Origin of the sequence: Actinoplanes sp. NPDC023936 (genome assembly GCF_040639325.1) — a bacterium.
In the GTDB taxonomy this organism is placed as follows: Bacteria; Actinomycetota; Actinomycetes; order Mycobacteriales; family Micromonosporaceae; genus Actinoplanes.
Genome location: NZ_JBEZZR010000059.1, coordinates 20,801 through 37,878 on the forward strand (window position 1 = coordinate 20,801; position 17,078 = coordinate 37,878).

At 70.6% G+C, this 17,078-nt stretch carries 18 protein-coding genes; 7 read left to right on the forward strand and 11 right to left on the reverse strand.

Annotated features, from left to right (window positions below):
* Nucleotides 1-245: 245 nt before the first annotated feature.
* The 4 genes from AB0F72_RS39830 to AB0F72_RS39845 are packed head-to-tail and all read right to left on the reverse strand — an operon-like array spanning nucleotide 246 to nucleotide 3,920.
* A complete protein-coding gene (locus tag AB0F72_RS39830) occupies nucleotides 246-800 on the reverse strand; it encodes an ATP/GTP-binding protein (RefSeq protein ID WP_360443645.1) in 555 nt (184 codons plus the stop codon).
* 30 nt (nucleotides 801-830) lie between these two features.
* Nucleotides 831-1,196: a DUF742 domain-containing protein gene (locus tag AB0F72_RS39835; RefSeq protein WP_360443648.1), complete on the reverse strand. Its 366-nt coding sequence runs from the start codon at nucleotides 1,194-1,196 to the stop codon at nucleotides 831-833.
* Nucleotides 1,186-1,551, reverse strand: coding sequence for a roadblock/LC7 domain-containing protein (locus AB0F72_RS39840; RefSeq protein WP_360443651.1), 366 nt, complete (start codon nucleotides 1,549-1,551; stop codon nucleotides 1,186-1,188). Before AB0F72_RS39840 ends, AB0F72_RS39835 begins: the two co-directional genes overlap by 11 nt.
* 32 nt (nucleotides 1,552-1,583) lie before the next feature.
* Nucleotides 1,584-3,920 carry a nitrate- and nitrite sensing domain-containing protein gene (locus tag AB0F72_RS39845; protein ID WP_360443654.1) on the reverse strand — a complete coding sequence of 779 codons (2,337 nt, stop codon included), beginning with the start codon at nucleotides 3,918-3,920 and terminating at the stop codon, nucleotides 1,584-1,586.
* A gap of 370 nt (nucleotides 3,921-4,290) precedes the next feature.
* On the opposite strand from AB0F72_RS39845, the gene AB0F72_RS39850 reads away from it, so the two are divergent.
* From AB0F72_RS39850 to AB0F72_RS39865, 4 genes are all read left to right on the forward strand, one after another.
* The gene (locus tag AB0F72_RS39850) at nucleotides 4,291-5,109 is read left to right on the forward strand and encodes an MEDS domain-containing protein (protein ID WP_360443657.1); all 819 of its coding nucleotides are present in this window, start codon (nucleotides 4,291-4,293) and stop codon (nucleotides 5,107-5,109) included.
* Nucleotides 5,106-6,038, forward strand: coding sequence for a sensor histidine kinase (locus AB0F72_RS39855; protein ID WP_360443660.1), 933 nt, complete (start codon nucleotides 5,106-5,108; stop codon nucleotides 6,036-6,038). Before AB0F72_RS39850 ends, AB0F72_RS39855 begins: the two co-directional genes overlap by 4 nt.
* 68 nt (nucleotides 6,039-6,106) lie before the next feature.
* Nucleotides 6,107-6,412: an STAS domain-containing protein gene (locus AB0F72_RS39860; RefSeq protein ID WP_360443663.1), complete on the forward strand. Its 306-nt coding sequence runs from the start codon at nucleotides 6,107-6,109 to the stop codon at nucleotides 6,410-6,412.
* A 52-nt stretch (nucleotides 6,413-6,464) separates the two neighbouring features.
* A complete protein-coding gene (locus AB0F72_RS39865; RefSeq protein WP_360443666.1) occupies nucleotides 6,465-7,703 on the forward strand; it encodes an MFS transporter in 1,239 nt (412 codons plus the stop codon).
* A gap of 119 nt (nucleotides 7,704-7,822) precedes the next feature.
* On the opposite strand, the gene AB0F72_RS39870 is transcribed toward AB0F72_RS39865, so the two are convergent.
* Genes AB0F72_RS39870 through AB0F72_RS39880 form a run of 3 tightly spaced genes read right to left on the reverse strand, consistent with a single transcriptional unit; the run spans nucleotide 7,823 to nucleotide 11,453 of the window.
* Complete coding sequence (locus AB0F72_RS39870; protein WP_360443669.1) at nucleotides 7,823-9,481, reverse strand: DEAD/DEAH box helicase; 1,659 nt, start codon at nucleotides 9,479-9,481, stop codon at nucleotides 7,823-7,825.
* Nucleotides 9,482-9,501: 20 nt separating this feature from the next.
* Nucleotides 9,502-10,458 carry a class I SAM-dependent methyltransferase gene (locus tag AB0F72_RS39875; RefSeq protein WP_360443672.1) on the reverse strand — a complete coding sequence of 319 codons (957 nt, stop codon included), beginning with the start codon at nucleotides 10,456-10,458 and terminating at the stop codon, nucleotides 9,502-9,504.
* The gene (locus AB0F72_RS39880; protein ID WP_360443675.1) at nucleotides 10,455-11,453 is read right to left on the reverse strand and encodes an iron-containing redox enzyme family protein; all 999 of its coding nucleotides are present in this window, start codon (nucleotides 11,451-11,453) and stop codon (nucleotides 10,455-10,457) included. Before AB0F72_RS39880 ends, AB0F72_RS39875 begins: the two co-directional genes overlap by 4 nt.
* A gap of 74 nt (nucleotides 11,454-11,527) precedes the next feature.
* Here AB0F72_RS39880 and AB0F72_RS39885 point away from each other — a divergent pair, with 74 nt between their 5' ends.
* Both AB0F72_RS39885 and AB0F72_RS39890 read left to right on the forward strand, forming a co-directional pair.
* A complete protein-coding gene (locus tag AB0F72_RS39885) occupies nucleotides 11,528-11,743 on the forward strand; it encodes a CDGSH iron-sulfur domain-containing protein (RefSeq protein WP_360443678.1) in 216 nt (71 codons plus the stop codon).
* A gap of 73 nt (nucleotides 11,744-11,816) precedes the next feature.
* A complete protein-coding gene (locus AB0F72_RS39890; RefSeq protein WP_360443681.1) occupies nucleotides 11,817-13,073 on the forward strand; it encodes an EAL domain-containing protein in 1,257 nt (418 codons plus the stop codon).
* Between the two features lie 26 nt (nucleotides 13,074-13,099).
* On the opposite strand, the gene AB0F72_RS39895 is transcribed toward AB0F72_RS39890, so the two are convergent.
* Together AB0F72_RS39895 and AB0F72_RS39900 are read right to left on the reverse strand one after the other, a co-directional pair.
* On the reverse strand, nucleotides 13,100-13,687 hold the full coding sequence (locus AB0F72_RS39895; RefSeq protein WP_360443684.1) for a pentapeptide repeat-containing protein: 588 nt from the start codon (nucleotides 13,685-13,687) through the stop codon (nucleotides 13,100-13,102).
* Between the two features lie 9 nt (nucleotides 13,688-13,696).
* Nucleotides 13,697-14,299: a TetR family transcriptional regulator gene (locus AB0F72_RS39900; protein ID WP_360443687.1), complete on the reverse strand. Its 603-nt coding sequence runs from the start codon at nucleotides 14,297-14,299 to the stop codon at nucleotides 13,697-13,699.
* A gap of 25 nt (nucleotides 14,300-14,324) precedes the next feature.
* On the opposite strand from AB0F72_RS39900, the gene AB0F72_RS39905 reads away from it, so the two are divergent.
* Nucleotides 14,325-15,215 carry an SDR family NAD(P)-dependent oxidoreductase gene (locus AB0F72_RS39905; protein ID WP_360443690.1) on the forward strand — a complete coding sequence of 297 codons (891 nt, stop codon included), beginning with the start codon at nucleotides 14,325-14,327 and terminating at the stop codon, nucleotides 15,213-15,215.
* 10 nt (nucleotides 15,216-15,225) lie between these two features.
* Here AB0F72_RS39905 and AB0F72_RS39910 read toward each other — a convergent pair whose 3' ends face one another.
* Together AB0F72_RS39910 and AB0F72_RS39915 are read right to left on the reverse strand one after the other, a co-directional pair.
* Nucleotides 15,226-15,840 (reverse strand): response regulator transcription factor, encoded by a 615-nt coding sequence (locus AB0F72_RS39910; RefSeq protein ID WP_360443693.1) that lies wholly within the window; start codon nucleotides 15,838-15,840, stop codon nucleotides 15,226-15,228.
* On the reverse strand, nucleotides 15,837-16,916 hold the full coding sequence (locus tag AB0F72_RS39915) for a sensor histidine kinase (protein WP_360443696.1): 1,080 nt from the start codon (nucleotides 16,914-16,916) through the stop codon (nucleotides 15,837-15,839). Before AB0F72_RS39915 ends, AB0F72_RS39910 begins: the two co-directional genes overlap by 4 nt.
* Nucleotides 16,917-17,078 lie beyond the last annotated feature (162 nt).

Sequence of the window (17,078 nt, forward strand, 5' to 3'; positions counted from 1 at the left end):
GGCAAGCCGAGATCGCGGGGAAGTGGGATGCGGTGACCTCCGCTGGAGTTCTTCGACAAGAGCAAGCGCGACGTCGGCTACCAGCGGCACGTGAGACCAAGCCCGACCTGTTCGTGGCCGTGCTGGCCGAGTCCCAGGCCGACGCGTAGCGGTTCCGGCCCGGCTCCCGCGGGCTCAGTGACAACCTGAGCCCGCGGGATTCCTCGCATGATCAGACACGCACGGGACCGGGACCCGGCCACACCTCAAGCAGCCTGCGGCAACCGCGACATCGCATGCCGGACCAGCGAGATCAACGCCAGCTTGCTGGATGAGCGATCCCGGGCATCCAACCAGACCAGCGGATTCCCCGGCGCCAGTTCGAGCGCCGACCGGATCTCCTCGTCGGTGTAGGCGCACTCCCCGAAGAACCGGTTGACGGCGGCCACGAACGGAATGCCCCGGCTCTCGAAGTAGTCGATGGCCGGGAAGCTGGTGTCCAATCGCCGGGTGTCGACGAGCACGATCGCGCCGACCGCGCCCTGGGCGAGCTCATCCCACATGAACCAGAACCGGTCCTGCCCCGGCGTCCCGAACAGGTAGAGCACGACGTCCGGGCTTATCGTGATCCGCCCGAAGTCCAGCGCCACCGTGGTATGCGTCTTCGACTCCACACCCGTCACGTCGTCGATGCCGACGCTGGCCTGGGTGAGCAACTCCTCCGTGGTCAGCGGCGGTATCTCGCTGACCGAGCTGACCAAGGTCGTCTTGCCGGTGCCGAACCCGCCCGCGACGACGATCTTGACCGATGTGCGATTCACTATGACCTCAAATTTCCCGATAAAAGGGGATCAGAGCCGTTCGAGACCGGCGAGGACCGCGTTGAGCAGCCGCATGTCGACGACTTTGTGCTGGGCCGGTGCGCCGCTGTTCAGGTACCCCTGTTCCAGCAGCACGTCGACCATCACCTTCACGATGGTCAGCGGGATGTGCAGGTAAGCGCCGATCTCCGCGATCGAGATCCAGGAGTCGCACCGCTGGAGGATCTGCAGGTACTCGGGTTCCAGGCGGCTGGCGTCGACCGGAACCGCGATCACCTGGGTGGCCAGGTCCAGGTTGCTGTCGCGGGGGGTGGTCCGTCCGTTGACGAGGACGTACAACGGGACGAACCGCCCGGCTGCGGTCTCGTCGTCGCCGTCCCAGGCCTCACCCGTCATTACTGCGGGCGGGCGCGCTCAGGTAATCGCCGATCCGGGTCACCAGACGGCTCACCTCGTAGGCGACCATGCCCATGTCGACGTCCTGCTCGCAGAGGACCGCGAGCCGCGCGTTCTGCCCGGCCGCCGCGATGAACAGGGTGTGCTCGCCGAACTCGATGACGACCTGCTGGACCGGGCCGCTCTTGAAGTGGCGGCCGGTCCCGGCGGCGACGCTGTACATCGAGGAGGCGCCGGCCGCGAGAATTTCCGCGAGGTCCTGCTGCATCGACGTCGACTTCTGGACGATCAGGCCGTCGGTGGAGAGCACGACCACGGAGACGACCTGAGGGACCTCGACGAGGTCGTCCAACATCCAGGGAAGATCGATGGAAGATGTCGGGTGCGTCATGCGTTCCTGCCTTGCTCAGGGGTGGGTTCTGTCTCAGCTGCTGCTTCAATGCCGGAGTTCGGCCCGTCGGACGCGTTCTGACCTTCCGCCCAGCCGCGCTGATAGCGCGCGAACCGGTTGCGCACGTCCTCCGGCGAGCGGGGCGCGGGCGCCGGCTCGTCCGCCTCGGTCACCTCGGCCGGGACCTCCCGCAAACCCGGCGCGAGGTGCTGCTGGGGGCGCCGCTGCGGCAGCGGCGGCTTGGCGCCTGGTTGCGCCGCATTCGCTGGGGTACGGGCGGAGCGCGGCACGGCCGTGGCGGCTGCCCGGGCAGGGGGCGCAACACGTGCCGCCGGAGCAGGTTCCAGCACGGCGACAGTGGCCCGGGCCGTCACCGGCGCGGCCTCCTCACGGGCCGGCGGCACGGCCGGCGCGACCACGGCTGTCGTGGTCATCGCACCGGTGTCCTCGTCCGGCTCGCTGTTGCTGATCAGCAGACGCTCCGGCAGCAGCACGATCGCGAGCAGGCCGCCGTACGCCGAGCGCCGCAGGCTGACCTGCAGCCCCTCTCGCTTGGCGAGCTCGGCGACCACGTAGAGGCCGACCTGCGAGCCGTCCTTCAGCTCGGTCACCTCGGGCGTCGGCGCGGTGGCGAGCAGCGTGTTCGCCCGGTCGATCGCCTCCTGGCTCATCCCGACGCCGGCGTCCTCGATCTCCACGGCCACACCGTGCTGTGCCCGGTTGGACGTGACCCAGACCGTGGTGCCGGGCGGGGAGAACGCGAGCGCGTTGTCCAGCAGCTCCGCCATCAGGTGGATGACCTCGGCCACCGCGTACCCCACCAGGGCCACGTCGGTGGCGCCGCGCAGGTTGATCCGCTGGTAGTCGCGGGCCTCGGCGAACGACGCGAGCAGCACCCGGCGCAGCGGCACCGGCTTGGAGAACCGGCGGCCGATCTGCCCACCGGCGAGGATGACCAGGTTCTCCAGGAAGCGCCGGGTCTGGTTGAGCTGGTGGTGGATGTCGAAGAGGTGGGTCAGCAGCTTCTCGTCGCCGATCTGGCCCTGCAGGTCCTCGATCACCTTGAGGCCGCGCTGGAGCGGGCGCTGCGGCCGGCGGGCCACACCCATGAGCATCGCGGTGCCGGCGGCGCGGGCCTTCGCCTCGTCGACGGCGGCTTCCGCGGCGACCGTGAGCGAGCGGTGGATGACGTCGGCGACCTGGCCGATCTCGTCGCTGCCGTAGTCGGTGGCGGCGAACTCGGTGCTCAGGTCGACTGTCTCGCGCCGGCGCAGCCGGTCCATGACGGCCGGCAGCCGGGTGTCGACGAGCGTGCCGGCGTCGGCGCCGAGGCGGGACAGGCGCGTCGACAGGGCGCGGTCGACGAGCACCGCGGACGAGCGCAGCGCCCAGACGATGACGCCGATCGCGATGGCGAGCGCCACGAGACTGCCGATCAGCGCGGTGAGCAGCTGGTTGTTACCGGTGCGCAGGGTACGGGCGGAGACCTGGTCGGCCTCGTCGATGGTCAGGTCGACCAGGCTGGCGGCCACCGTCGAGGTCACCATGGCCCAGCGGTCCCGGTTGATCGACACCCCGGACGGCACGCCTTTCTTCCAGGGCCCGCTCGCGATGATCGACGACTCGGCGGCCGTCAGGTTCTGCCAGGCGCTGCTCGCCTCCATGGTCTGCAGCCGGTCCCGGACGGTCGGCTCCAGCTCGGCGCGGATCTCGTTCAGCTCGTCCTGGTACGCGCTGACCAGCCGGACGAACTCCAGGTAGTCGGAGCGGCCGAGGGCCTTCGCGGCGAACGCGCCGTCCATGGTCGACGCGGCGCGCGACATCATGTCGCTGGCGCGGAACAGCTCGGTGGACGTGACACCGCCGAGCGCCGCGGTCGAGTCCGGCGTGATCCGGGCCTGGGTGTCGAACATCTCGGTCGCCGCGTCGAGCAACTCGTTGTAGAAGTCGTAGGCGCGGCTCGCCGTGGTGGACCGGGCGTCGATGGCGCTGCGCTGGCTGGGGATCTGGTCGAGGTACCCGACGAGGGTCGCCCACTGGCTCTTGATCGAGTCGGGCGCGGCGCTGAGCGCGTCGTCGGCGACCGCGCGCAGCTTCGTGAGCTGGTCGTCGGTGGTCCGGCGCTGTTCCAGCAGGGCGTTCAGATTCGTCGACGGGCGGGCCAGGTACGCCACACTGAGCCGACGCTCCTGCTGGACCGAGGAGAGCGCCGAGACGGCCGGGATCGAGACGTCACGCACCGAGATCGCGACCGCGCGGTTGTAGAAGCCCTGGAAGATCAGGTATCCGGAGGAGGCGAACCAGATCAGCAGTGCCACGACACTGGGGACCATGACGAGTCGTACGACGCGTCGTTTGATCGACTGCTGGCGTCGCGTGCGCCCCGGGGTTGCGGTCGACTGGGCGGCCGGTGTTGGCGCCAACGTTCATCCAATCTGGGCAGCAGAAAGCACCGACCGACGGGCAGTCTTCTCCACCTCGCCGACGTGCGTGCAAACCGTAGCGTCGGGACTTGATCTTCGCCAGCGAAAGATCCTCCACTTTCGCCCGAATGCGCCATCGTTTCCGCTGGTCAGTGAGTTCCGGTCCGATCCGTAAAAACTTCACGTACTCCAAGATCGCTCTAGTGTGGAACGCTGCGGAACGGGTGACAGCCGATTTCCGCCGATTCGCCGGGTAGACTCGGGCTGAATTGGGGGACTGATGATCGAGACCAGCGCACTCGACCGCCTGCGCCTGGGCGACCACGTCTGTGTCGTGGTCGAGGACGACGCGAGCAGGCTGCGCAGCCTGGTCACGTTCATCCGGGGCGGTCTGCGCGACGGCCACCGCACGCTGTATTTCGGTCCCGCCGAGCCGGCGATCGAGGCCGGGCTGGCGCCCGCCGTCGCGTCCGGCGCGCTGCGGATGGCGACGCCCCAGGCGACGTACCTGGCCGGCGGCGCATTCGATCCGGAGGCCACGATCGAGGGCTGGCGGGCCGCGTCCGCCGAGGCGAGAGCGGACGGTTTCACCGGCTTGCGGGCCATCGGCGACATGTCGTGGGCGAGCGCCCCGGTTCCCGGCGGCGACCGCCTCGGGTGGTACGAAGCGAACGTCAACCGGGTCTTCGCCGACGGGTTCGCGATGGCGATGTGCGTCTACGACCGGCGGCTGTTCCGCGACGCCGACCTGCGCCAGGTCACCTGGTCGCACCCGGCGACCATGGACGCCGGCACCGATCCCCGCTCGGTGCCGCTGCTGCGAGCGGTGCGCACGACCGATCCGCGCGGCATCCGCCTGCACGGCGAAGCGGACCTGTCGAACCGGCACGCGCTGCTTGCGATCATGGAAAACCTGATGGCCGACACCGTGCCCGGTGACCAGCCGGTGATCGTCGACGTCTCCGGCCTGAGGTTTCTGGACGCGGCTGCCGCGCGTATCCTCAGCCGGGTCGCGGCCGCGGAGCCGGACCGGATCCGGGTGGCCGGCGCCGTCCCGGCCGTGCAACGGCTGCTCGCCTTCGACGGAGCGACTACATGATCACGGAGTTGGCGCAGTTCGACCATCCCGGCCTGCTCTACACGACCCGCCAGGAATACCTGCGCGGCACGACCGGTTTCGTCCGTTCCGCTGTCGCCGCCGGCGATCCGGTGCTGGTCGCGGTGCCCGGTCCGAACCTGAGCGCGCTGCGCGACGCCCTCGCCGACGTCGGCGCCGCGGTCACCTTCGCCGACATGGCGGCCGACGGGCGCAACCCCGGCCGGATCATCCCGGGCGTGCTGCTCGCGTTCGCCGCGCGGCACGCCGGCCGCCGGGTGTCGATCATCGGCGAGCCGATCTGGCCCGGCCGCTCCGATGTGGAATATCCCGCGTGTGCCGCGCACGAGGCAATGATCAACGCGGTGTTCGCCGGCCGGGACGCCGCGATCCTGTGCCCCTACGACGCGTCCGGGCTGGACCGCCCCCGGCTGCACGACGCGTGGCGCACCCACCCCGTGATGATCGTCGGCGGAGCTCGCCGCCCCAGCCCGTGGTACGGGGACCCCTACCGGACCGCGGAGAACTTCAACCAGCCGTTGCCCGACGTGCCCGACCGGGCCGGCGTCTGGCGCTACACCCAGCCGTCCGACCTCGCCGCGATCCGCCGGTTCGTCTCGGCCCGCGCGCTGGCGGCCGGACTCTCCGCGGACCGCGCCGACGACCTGACGCTCGCGGCGAACGAGCTGGCCGAGAACACGCTGCGGCACACCGGATCCGGCGGCCGGCTCAGCGTCTGGCTCGAGCCGGGCCTGCTGGTCTGCCAGATCGACGACCACGGTCACCTGGCCGATCCGCTGGCCGGCCGGATCCCGCCGCCGGCGAAGACGGAGGGCGGCCGCGGGCTGATCCTGGCACACGAGCTCTGTGACCTGGTTCGGATCCACGCCCGCCCGGACGGCACCAGCATCCGGGTCCACATTCGCCTCTGAAATCAGTTTCACGGTTCCCTGAACCGGGTAACCAGCGCCCGCCCGCCGATCAATGGAGGATGGCGTCGATGGACTGGACGATCGCCCGCGAGGACGACACTCTCGTGCTCTCCCCGGAAGGGGACCTGGACGTGGCGAACGCCGCGGTGCTGCGGGAGGTCCTCCAGCAGATCGTCGACCGGCGTGACTGCACACGTCTCGACATCGACATGAGCGCTGTGACGTTCCTGGACTCGTCGGCGCTCGGTGTGCTGGTCGCCGCCCGCCGGGCCGCCGACGCGAAGGGCATCACGCTGCGCGTGCGCGAGCCCGGCCCGATGGTCCGCATGGTGCTCGAGGTCACCAACCTGTACGAGTCGCTGGTCACCGGCTGAGCCCTCCGTCACCTTCTGATCAACTGGTGGCGTGGCCGGGTACAGCCGCGCCATGGGTTCACGGGGTAACAGTTTCCGGGCGCTGAGGTCCGTACCGTTCCGGTGGTATTTCGCCGGGCAGGTGGCCTCCGCCAGCGGCACATTCCTGCAGCAGACCGCGGTGGGATGGCTGGTTCTGCAGCTGACCGGTTCGGCGTCCGCGCTCGGCCTGGTCCTGGCGGTCGGCGGCCTGCCACCGTTGCTGTTCGGGCCGTGGGGCGGCAACATCGCCGACCGGTTCGACCTGCGCCGCCTGCTGATCGTCACGCAGGCGCTCAACGGCCTGCTCGCGGCCGTGCTCTGGGTCCTCGCCACCTCCGGGCACGCCGGCGTCCCGCTGGTCGTGGCGGTGAGCGTGCTGGGCGGCATCGTCGGGATCGTCGACTCACCGGCCCGGCAGGCGTTCGTGGGTTCGCTGGTGCCGCCGGAGGACCTGTCCAGCGCGGTCAGCCTCAACGGCGTCGTGATGAACACCGCCCGGGTGGTCGGCCCGGCCCTGGCCGGCGTGCTGATCGTGGCGGTCGGCGTGATCCCGTGCTTCCTGGTGAACGCCGTCTCCTACCTGGCGGTGATCGCCGCGCTGCTGGTGATCAAGCCGCTCGGGGCGGCCCGGCACACCGCGAAGGCCGGGGGAGTGGCCGATGCGATCCGGTACGCGCGAGGCCGTGAGCAGGTCTTCGTACCGCTCGCCATGATGTCGCTGGTCGGGCTGCTCGCGTTCAATTTCGCGGTGGTGCTGCCGGTGCTCGCCAAGCAGACGTTCCACGGCGACGGCGGCACCTACGGCCTGCTCTCCACGGTCCTCAGCATCGGCTCGATCGCCGGCTCGCTCGGGGTCGGGCTGATCAAGCATCCGCGCCGGATCTACCTGGTCCGCGCCGCGTTCGTGTTCGGCGTCGCGATGATCGCTGTCGCGCTGTCGCCGGGCGTCCTCACCGCCTCCATCGCGCTGCTGGTCACCGGGGCGGCGGCGTTCGCGTTCACGACGCTCGCGTCGACCACGATCCAGCTGCACACCGCGCCGGAGTACCGGGGCCGGGTCATGGCGCTCTGGGTGTTCGTGTACATCGGCACCACGCCGATCGGCAGCGTCCTGACCGGCTGGATCAGCGGCTGGGGCGGCCCGCGGGCGGCGCTGCTGGCCGGCGCGGCGGCGTGTCTGGTGGCGGCGCTGGCCGCGTTCCGGGTGAAGACACCGCCGAACCCGGACGCGGCCCTCCACGACTTGCCCATTCCCGCGGCGGCACGCTGACCCTCCGCGATCTTGGAGGTCTGCTCACGCCCCGGACGTGTGTCCCGGACGTGCGTAGTTCGCCAAGATCGCGGTGGAGCGGCTGAAACGGCTGAAACGGCCCAGCGCGGTGCGTGCGGTTACGGGCGGCGGTCGCGATCGCGATCGCGGCGCGCCAGCACCTTACGTCCCCGGATCGAAGCGTGCCGCAGCGCCGTGATCACCTCATCGGCCGCATCAGCCGGCACTTCCACCAGCGAGAACCGGTCCGCGATCTCGATCGCGCCGATGTCCCGGCCACTCAGCCGGGTCTCACCGGTGATCGCGCCGACCAGGTCCTGCGGCCGGATCCGGTTGCTGCGGCCGGAGTTGATGAACAGCCGCGCGGTCGGCCCGTTGTTGCGCCCGCCGCGGCCCGCCGGACGGGCGTTGTCCCGCCGCGGCTCCCGTTCCGGCCGCAACACCGTCTCCGGGATGTCCTGCTCGTCCTCGAGGTCGCCACCGTTCAGCTCGTGGGCCAGTTTCACCGCGGCGAGCGCGACGTCCATCACGTCGAACTCGTCGGTGAGCGTCTCCAGCACCACCCGGAACCGCTCCAGGCCGTCGGTGAGCAGGGTCTCCTGCAGCGCGGCGCGGGTCAGTTCCAGCCGCCGGGTGCGCAGGTCGGCGACGGTCGGCACCTTCTGCAGGTGGATCCGCTGCCCGGTGGTGCGCTCCACCGCCTTGACCATCCGGTGCTCCCGCGGCTCCACCAGGGTGATCGCGGTGCCCTCGCGGCCGGCCCGGCCGACCCGGCCGATGCGGTGCACGTACGTCTCCGGCGCCGCCGGCAGGCTGTAGTTGACCACGTGGCTGAGCCGGTCGATGTCCAGGCCACGGGCCGCCACGTCGGTGGCGACGAGCAGGTCGGCCCGGCCGTCGCGGAGCCGGTTGACGACCCGGTCGCGGTGCTCCTGGCTCATCCCGCCGTGCAGCGCCTCGGCCCGCTGGCCGCGCCCGTTGAGGGTCTCGGTGAGCTGGTCGACCTCTTCCCGGGTGCGGCAGAAGACGATCGCCGCGGTCGGCGCCTCGACGTCCAGCACCCGGCCGAGAGCGGCGGGTTTGTGCGCGCGGGCCACGACGTAGGCGCTCTGCCGGACCAGCGGCGCCTCGCCGGGCTCGGGCTCGGCGCGGCCCATCTGGATGCGAACGGGCTCTCGCAGGTGCCGCCGCGCGATGGCGTCGATCCGCCCCGGCATCGTCGCCGAGAAGAGCACCGTCTGCCGGTCCTCGGCGGTCTCCTCCAGGATCGCCTCGATGTCCTCGGCGAAGCCCATGTCGAGCATCTCGTCGGCTTCGTCGAGGATCACCGTGCGGACGCCGCTCAGGTCGAGCGTGCCCCGGGAGATGTGGTCGAGGGCACGGCCCGGTGTGGCGACCACCACGTCGACGCCCCGTTCCAGCGCCTGCAGCTGCCGGCCGATCGGCTGCCCGCCGTAGATCGGGACGACCCGGGTGCCGAGGTCCCGGGCGTAGCGGTGGAAGGCCTGGGAGACCTGCATGGCCAGCTCCCGGGTCGGCACCAGGACGAGCGCCGCCGGGGAGGACGCGGTGACGCCGGCCAGGCGCTGCAGCACCGGCAGGGCGAACGCGGCCGTCTTGCCGGTGCCGGTCGCCGCCTGTCCGAGCAGGTCACGGCCGTCGAGCAGGGGCGGGATCGCTTCCGCTTGGATCGGCGTGGGCTCCTCGTACCCGAGGTCGCTGAGTGCCCTCAGCAGCTCCGGGCGCAGTTGCAGGTCGGCGAAGCCGGACTCGGTCATGCAAGATCTCCTGAATGGGCTCAACCGGGGTTTTGATGCTGCTCCAGTATGTCGGCCGAGCCCTCGGCGCGTGCGGTCAGGAGCACGACGGCGATCCGCTCGGCATGTGCATAAGCGGGCCCGTCCAGTTCTTCACCGTAAACGTCCGGATCCACTTCCCGGTAACCGACGGTGAGTCCCGAGCCGGCCAGATGCTCGGCGGCGGCCTCCCGGAACGGGTCCTGGCCGTCGACGATGCCGGTGCCGGTGAACAGCACGAGTTCCCCGCCGGGCGCCAGCCGCGGCACCGCCTGATCGATGATCCGCAGGGAGAGATCGTAGCCGTTCGCCCCGCCGTCCCGGTACGCCCGCCCGGCCGGATCGATCATGAACGGGGGGTTCGTGAGGATCAGGTCGAACGTGCCGTCCACGCCGCTGAGCAGGTCGCTGTGCACCGGCCGGACGTTGCCGACGCCGGCCAGCGCGGCGTTGACGGCGGTGTACTCCAGGGCCTGGTCGTTGATGTCGACGGCGAACACCTCGGCCTCGGGGCAGCGCTTCGCCACCGCGATCGCGCCGGCGCCGGTCCCGGTGCCGATGTCCACGGCCCGCCGGACCGGCCACTGCCGGGCTTCGGCCCGCGCCGAGGCGGCGTCGGCCATCCGATAGGTGTCCGGGCCGAAGAAGACCGAGTCCTCGGCGTCGGTCGGGAAGGCCGAGTGCACGAACAGCTCGTCGTCGTAGGAGGAGAAGCGGACCTTGCTGCGCCACTCGTCGCCGCGGCGGTCCAGCACGCCGGCGGCGTCCATCAGCTCCACGATCCGCTCCGGCAGCACGCCCGGACCGAACGGGCGGCTCCAGCCGAAGACGCCGTGCAGGTCACGGGCGCGGGCGTTGGCCGCCCGGCGGTTGACCCGGTCATGGGTGGCCGGCGTCACGGTGGTGAAGTGATAGCCGGCGGCTTTGAGTTCCTTACCGAGTTGCAGCAGTGCGTTCATGCGGCCAGGACCTTCGCTTCCGCCATTTCGGGGGTACGGCTCGACGGGCGCCCCGCTTCCCAGGAGGCGAGCAGGTCCCGCGCCCACAGAGCGTCCAGGATCAGCGCACACCGGGCGCCGAACAGCACGTCGGAGGCGAGCTCCGGTTCGGCCCGGGCGAACGCCCCGGCCATGTCGTGCGCCGCGATCTGCTCGTGGACAGCGTCGGCTTCCACGTGCTCGTCGTAGAAGGCCGTCGCGTCCGCGTCGCCACCGAGCCGGCGCAGGCCGTTGCCGTACGAGCGGTTCGGCTGGGTCGACGTCATCTCGTACGCGGCCAGATGCCCGATGATCATCCCGCGGTTCCGGCGGTGCAGCCCGAACAGCGACATCAGGTTGTTGTTCGCCAGCGTCGCCGTGGTCGCCTGGTCCACGTACGCGCCGTACGTGGTGTCCAGCCCGAACCAGTTCATCGTCTTCTTGAACAGTTCCTGGTGCATCCGCGAGGTCCGGCCGCCGCCGTACTCGTCCAGCTGGATCTCGATGAGCGCGGCCTTCGGGTCGCCGCCGAGCCGGGGGATGGCCCAGGTGTGCGGGTCGGCCTCACGCAGGTGGTAGACCGACCGATGCATGACGAACTCCCGGAACTGCTCGTACGTCGCCCGGCCGCGCAGGTATCCGGAGAGCGACGGGCCGATGTCGGCGTCGGCGAGCTCCCGCAGCCGGGACGGCACGGTGGCCGGGTCGACAGGTTCCGGCGGGCCGGCCACGTCGTACAGCGCGGCCATGAATCGCTGTTCGGCGAGGGCCCGCAGCCGGAGCATCACGGGGTCCCACTCCCAGGTGTCGTCCACGCCGTCCCACCCTCGGTAGGCCAGCTCGTAGCAGATGAAGAGCGTCAGGTGCAGATCGTCGGCGTCGTCCAGGGCCGGGCGGGACGGGAGCGTGGCGCTTCGCCCGGCGAGGACGTCGATCAGCGCGGCCGACACCGGCCCGCGCGCGGACGGAAGTTTCATGGGCCACTGGCTTCCCAGCCCGGCCCGGTCCAAACGATCAGTTTCGGTCCTCGTTGTGCGGGCATTGCCGTACCGTGAGCGCCTCCATCGTCCCGTACGAAGACGGACCGCTGATCGTGCGCGGAGACTTCGAGCTGCGTACGCCCGACGGCCAGCCGATCGACCCCGGGCGGGGCACGGTTGCCCTGTGCCGCTGCGGGCGGTCCGCCATCAAGCCGTTCTGTGACGGCACCCACAAGGCGGTCCGCTTCAAGGCGGGCACGGGCCGGGAGTCCCCGGCGCCTCGCTAGGAAGGCCTCAACCGTCCGGCGCCCCGCTGGGAAAGGCCTCAACAGGCCGGTCGTCCTGCCGATCAGCTGGATCGTGCTCGACATCCATGACGTGCTGGACCGGCGTGCCGTCACGCCCGTCTTCCAGCCCTTGATCGACCTGGCCGACGGTCGTGTCCTCGGCTACGAGGCGCTGAGCCGTGGACCCGCCGGCACGCCGTGGGAGAGCCCGGCTGCCCTGTTCGCCGCCGCCCGGGCGGCCGGTCGCGAGTCCGAACTGGACTGGATCTGCCGTGCCGTGGCGTACCGGGCCGCCCTCGACGCCGGCTTCGGCGCCGAGCTCACGCTCTTCGTCAACATGGAGCCCACTGCCTGGCGGGCCGGCTGCCCGGCCGACCTGGAACCGGTGGTCGAGCAGGCGCAGCGCCGGCTGCGGGTGGTCACCGAGATGACCGAGCGGGCCATCGCGGAGGACCCGGCCGGCTTGCTGTCGGCAGTGGAGAGCTGCCGGGCCGCGGGCTGGGGCGTCGCCCTCGACGACGTCGGCGCGGACCCGATGTCGCTCGCGATGCTGCCGTTCGTCCACCCCGACGTGGTGAAACTCGACATGGGCCTGCTGCAGGCGCCGGACGACCCGAACACCGCACAGGTGGTGGCCGCGGTCTACGCGTACGCCGAGGCCAGCGGCGCCACGGTGCTGGCCGAGGGCATCGAGACGCCCCGGCACCTGGCGGCGGCGCGCACCATGGGCGCCACGGTGGGACAGGGCTGGCACTTCGGCCGGCCCGCGCCGCTGCCGGCCGGCCGGTCGACGGCCCGGACCGGGCGGCCGCTGCGATTGCTGCCGGCGCCCGTCGCGGCGGACCGGACGCCGTTCGAGATCGTGTCGGCGGAGCGGCCGGTCACCCGTACCTCGAAAGCGCAGCTCATGCCGCTCAGCCGGCACCTGGAGGCGCTGGCCGGCGGCGCCGAGCCGCCGGTCCTGCTCGCCTGCTTCCAGGAGGCGCGGCACTTCACGCCGGCGACCTCGGCCCGCTTCCGCCGGATCGCGGCGCACAGCCCGCTCGTCGCCGCGCTCGGCGTCGGCCTGCCCGCCGAGCCGGTGCCGGGCGTCCGTGGCGCGTGCCTCGGCGACGACCGGCTGCGCGGCGAGTGGAACGTGATCGTGGTCGGCCCGCACCGCGCGGCCGCCCTGGTCGCCCGCGACCTCGGCGACGACGGCCCGGACTCGGCCCGGCGCTTCGACTTCGCGATCACCCACGACCGTGCCCTGGTGGTGGCGGCGGCCCGCTCGCTGCTGCGCCACATCGCCCCGGTCAGCACGCCGGCGCTGGCGATGGCCATCGCGTAGCCGGCCGGATCGCGTAGCCGGCCGGGTCAGTCGCGGATCTGCAGGCCCAGGGACATCGCGATGGTGACCGCCTGGCCGACGGTGATGACCGCGTCGCGGATCTCGGTCTCCGTGGGGTTCAGCGCGGAGAGGTCGGATCCGCGCAGGTCGCACCCGCTGAGATCGGCCGCGGTCAGGGTGGCCCCGGAGAGATCGCTGTCCCGGACGATGCCGCCGGTGAGCTTCGCGCCGGTCAGGTCGGTCTCCCGCAGCCGGACGCCGGTCAGGGTGGCGCTGCTCAGGTCGGCGCGGATCAGGCTCGTGAACGACCAGTCGCCGCCGTCGATCGTGGTGATGTCGAAGGTGCAGCGTTCGAAGTGGCTGCCGACCGTCTTGCAGTTCGTCAGCGTCGCGTCGAAGAAGTTGCAATTGACGAACGTGCAGTTCAGGTACGCCACGTCGGCCTGCTGTGAGCAGTTGAAGCGGGCGTCGCGGAACGTGCACCCGTCGAACTCGATCCCCTGCAGATCGGTCTCGCAGAGGTCGAGTCCGGAGAATTCCACCTGCTCGTGGCGGGTGAGCGTGCCGGCCCCGGCGTCCCAGTCCCGGGTGGTGACGATGCTGCGCGCTGCCATGAGCCGAGCTTAGGTCTTCTCGATGGGAGTGCGAACGGCGAGGACCGCGCGGTCGTAGAGGTCGGCGAGGTCGGCGGTTCCGCCGGTCCGCACCCAGAGTTGCCCTGCGACATCGAGGCAGGCGATGGCACTGGAGACGATGGCGTCCGCTGCCGGGTCGCTCGGGTCGTCGCCGTCGATGCCGAGCCGGAGCCGGATGTTCGGCACGAGCAGCTCCTGCCACTGGAGGTGCTTCTCGATGCTGCGGGCCCGTAGCGAGGGCGTCTCGTACATCATTTTGGCGATCTTGAGCATGACGTCGCGCTGCCGCGTCAGTCCGTCGACTTTCCGGAACGCCTCTCGTAGGGCCTCCCACGGCGCCACGGCCAGGGGAATCGCCTCCAGGGTGTCGCGCAGGAGAAGTCCCTGGCTCGCCAGATCTCCAAGGACGATGTCCTCCTTCGTCCCGAAGTAGCGGAAGAAGGATCGTCGCGAGATGGCGGCGGTCGCGGCGATCTGGTCGATCGTGGTCTGCTCGAATCCCTGCTCCAGGAAGAGGCCCATGGCAACGCTGGTGATCTCGGCGTAGACGGCCTGCCGCGATCGCGTCCACAGCCTCTCCTGATTGCTCATGCCACCACTATAGTTGAGTGCCCTCTTGGCACTCAGTGCCAGAGAGGCATACGATGCAAACAGCTGGCCCTTCGCGCTTGGAGTTCAGATGCCCCGCATGGACTACCGCTGTCACACCGTCATCGTCACCGGAGCCAGTTCCGGCATCGGCGCCTCCTTCGCCAGGTCACTCGCCGCCCGCGGATCGAACCTGATCCTCGTGGCCCGACGCGTCGATCGCCTCGAAGCGCTGAGCGACGAGCTTGAGAAGGCGCATGGGATCACCGCGACCGCCATCACACTCGACCTCACCTCGCCGACTGCGGGCCCGGACCTGAGGGCGGCCGTCGCCGCCGCAGGTGTCCGTGCGACGAGTCTGATCAACAACGCCGGCTTCGGCACCTTCGGCGACTTCATCGGCGAAGACCCCGCCCGCCTCGCACAGGAGATAGCCGTCGACGTCTCCGCGCCCGTGCAGCTCAGCTCGGCGTTCCTGCCCGACATCATCGCGGCAGGCGGATTCCTGATCAACGTCGCCAGCATGGCCGCCTACGCGCCGTCACCGCGCATGGCCGTGTACGGGGGCGCGAAGGCCTTCGTCCTCAGTTTCACCGAATCCCTCTGGGCGGAGCTGCGCGGGGCCGGAGTCACGGCCTTCGTGCTGTCCCCCGGGGCGACGAGCACCGAGTTCAACGCGGTCGTCGGAACCGACGACGCCACGGCCGGTGCCAGGATGCGTACCCCTGATGATGTCGTCGCCACCGCCCTCGCTCACCTCGAGAGCCGCAACCCGGGCCCGAGCGTCATCGACGGTGCGACCAACCGGGTCGCCGCGAGTCTGATGCGCCTGATGGGCCGGCGCTCAACCGTCAAGGTGATGCACCGAATGACGGACCCGGCCCGCCGAAGCGGTTCGAAGGTGCCGGCGAATAGGTGACCACCACGGGTCAGAGCAGGCGGTTTTCCTTGGCATAGAGAGCCGCCTGAGTACGGTCGCGAAGGTTGAGTCGACTGAGGATGCGCGAGATGTGATTCTTGACGGTGCCCTCGCTCAGATGCATGCGGGACGCGATCTCCTTGTTGCTCGCGCCCACCGAGATGAACCGCAGCACCTCGATCTCCCGCGGCGTGAGGACGTCGGTCGCCGGCATGGCCGCGGCCAGCCGGCCGACGACCGCGGAATCGAACTGGGCGACACCCGCGTTCGCCAGGCGGACCGCTTGGGCGAGATCGGCCGCGGGCAGGTTCTTGAGCAGGTAGCCGACCGCACCGGCTTTCAGCGCCCAGGTGACGTACTCGTCGTCGTCGAAGGTCGTCAGCATCATGATCTTGCAGGTGGGAAGCAGGCGGCGCAGGGCGATGGTGGCCGCGACGCCGTCCATCTCGGGCATTCGCACGTCCATCAGCACCACGTCGGGCCGGCAGCCGGGCACGACCGTGATGGCCTCCGCGCCGTCACGGGCACTGCCGACCACCTCGATGCCGGGCTGCAGGCCCAGCAGAGCCGCGATGCCCTCGCGGACGAGATCCTGGTCGTCGACGACGAAGACGGTGACGTTCACCAGGGAACCTCCACGGTGAGCTCGGTGCCTGCCGGGGAACTGGCCACCGCGACGGCGCCGCCGGCAATCCGGACCCGTTCGCGGAGCCCGGACAGCCCGAACCCCTCGTTGCCCGGGTCGAATCCCCGGCCGTCGTCGCTGACGGTCAGGCGTGCTCCCCGGTCGTCGTAGTCGACGGTGAGGCAGATCCGGGCCGCGCCGGAGTGTCGGCAGGCGTTGGTCAGACCCTCCTGGGCCGCCCGGTAGAGCACCGGCAGCGGCCGCCGTTCACGGCCGGTGACGACCAGCGTCACGCGCCCCGCCGCGCCGTCGAGGTGACGGACGAGGTCGGCCAGCGACCGGGACAGCTCCACCGATCCGGTCGCGGAACCCAGCGCCCGGACCGAGGTACGGACCTCGTCCAGCGCCCGATCCGCCGACCAGCGGGCGTTCGACACCGCCTGGGCGGAGGTCGCGGAGTCCAGGGACGCGAACGCCTCCGCCTTCTCCAGTTGGATACCGATCGCGGTCAGATGGTGGCCGAGGCTGTCGTGGATCTCGCGGGCGAGCCGGTTGCGTTCGTTCGCCGCAGACAGGTCGGCCACCTGTTCGAGGGTGCCCGCCAGTTGCCGCCGGGCGCGTTGCTCGCCGGTCGCGACGGCGGCCATGGCGATCGCCAGCACGATTCCCAGGGCGAACATCAGCAGATCCGAGATGTACTCGGCGCGGACGTGCCAGCCGGGCACCCACAGCGTGAAAGCGCCGGCCACCGCAGCGACACAGCCGGCGCCCAGCAGCAGTGCGGCAGTCCGGCCGAAGGCGAAGTAGGCCAGGAACGGCACGAGCACGAACAAGACCCGCGACAGACCGGACGCGTCCAGCGCCGTCACCCCGGCGAGCAGCACTATCCGCAGCGCCAGCAGCAGGCTCGGCGGGATCGGCCGATCCCGCATGTCCACGACAGTGAGCGCGGCGAGTAAACCCGCGAATCCAGCGGTCCGCCAGGTGAGGCCCGGACCGACCGCGGAGTAGTAGACCCCGCCGGCCAGCACCGAGCCGTAGAGGACAGGCGGGATCCAGGAAACCGGCTGTGTCACCGGCGCAGCATATGCGGGCGCCGGTGGCCACGGTGGACGGCGACGAAGGTCTGGCCGAAGGTCATGTGGGCGGATTCAATCGGTGGTTGCAACACAGTCTGTTTGTGCTGGTAGCGGTGCTGAGAGTAGCGCGTTGAGGGCTTGAGCGGGAGTTCTCATGCC

What these genes read in the sequence shown, in the direction of transcription:
- AB0F72_RS39880 (WP_360443675.1), bottom strand. Translation starts at nt 11,453, where the DNA reads ATGAAACTTCCGTCCGCGCGCGGGCCGGTGTCGGCCGCGCTGATCGAC.
- AB0F72_RS39860 (WP_360443663.1), top strand. Translation starts at nt 6,107, where the DNA reads ATGGACTGGACGATCGCCCGCGAGGACGACACTCTCGTGCTCTCCCCG.
- AB0F72_RS39900 (WP_360443687.1), bottom strand. Translation starts at nt 14,299, where the DNA reads ATGAGCAATCAGGAGAGGCTGTGGACGCGATCGCGGCAGGCCGTCTAC.
- AB0F72_RS39835 (WP_360443648.1), bottom strand. Translation starts at nt 1,196, where the DNA reads ATGACGGGTGAGGCCTGGGACGGCGACGACGAGACCGCAGCCGGGCGG.
- AB0F72_RS39855 (WP_360443660.1), top strand. Translation starts at nt 5,106, where the DNA reads ATGATCACGGAGTTGGCGCAGTTCGACCATCCCGGCCTGCTCTACACG.
- AB0F72_RS39875 (WP_360443672.1), bottom strand. Translation starts at nt 10,458, where the DNA reads ATGAACGCACTGCTGCAACTCGGTAAGGAACTCAAAGCCGCCGGCTAT.
- AB0F72_RS39845 (WP_360443654.1), bottom strand. Translation starts at nt 3,920, where the DNA reads ATGGTCCCCAGTGTCGTGGCACTGCTGATCTGGTTCGCCTCCTCCGGA.
- AB0F72_RS39865 (WP_360443666.1), top strand. Translation starts at nt 6,465, where the DNA reads ATGGGTTCACGGGGTAACAGTTTCCGGGCGCTGAGGTCCGTACCGTTC.
- AB0F72_RS39870 (WP_360443669.1), bottom strand. Translation starts at nt 9,481, where the DNA reads ATGACCGAGTCCGGCTTCGCCGACCTGCAACTGCGCCCGGAGCTGCTG.
- AB0F72_RS39850 (WP_360443657.1), top strand. Translation starts at nt 4,291, where the DNA reads ATGATCGAGACCAGCGCACTCGACCGCCTGCGCCTGGGCGACCACGTC.
- AB0F72_RS39895 (WP_360443684.1), bottom strand. Translation starts at nt 13,687, where the DNA reads ATGGCAGCGCGCAGCATCGTCACCACCCGGGACTGGGACGCCGGGGCC.
- AB0F72_RS39840 (WP_360443651.1), bottom strand. Translation starts at nt 1,551, where the DNA reads ATGTTGGACGACCTCGTCGAGGTCCCTCAGGTCGTCTCCGTGGTCGTG.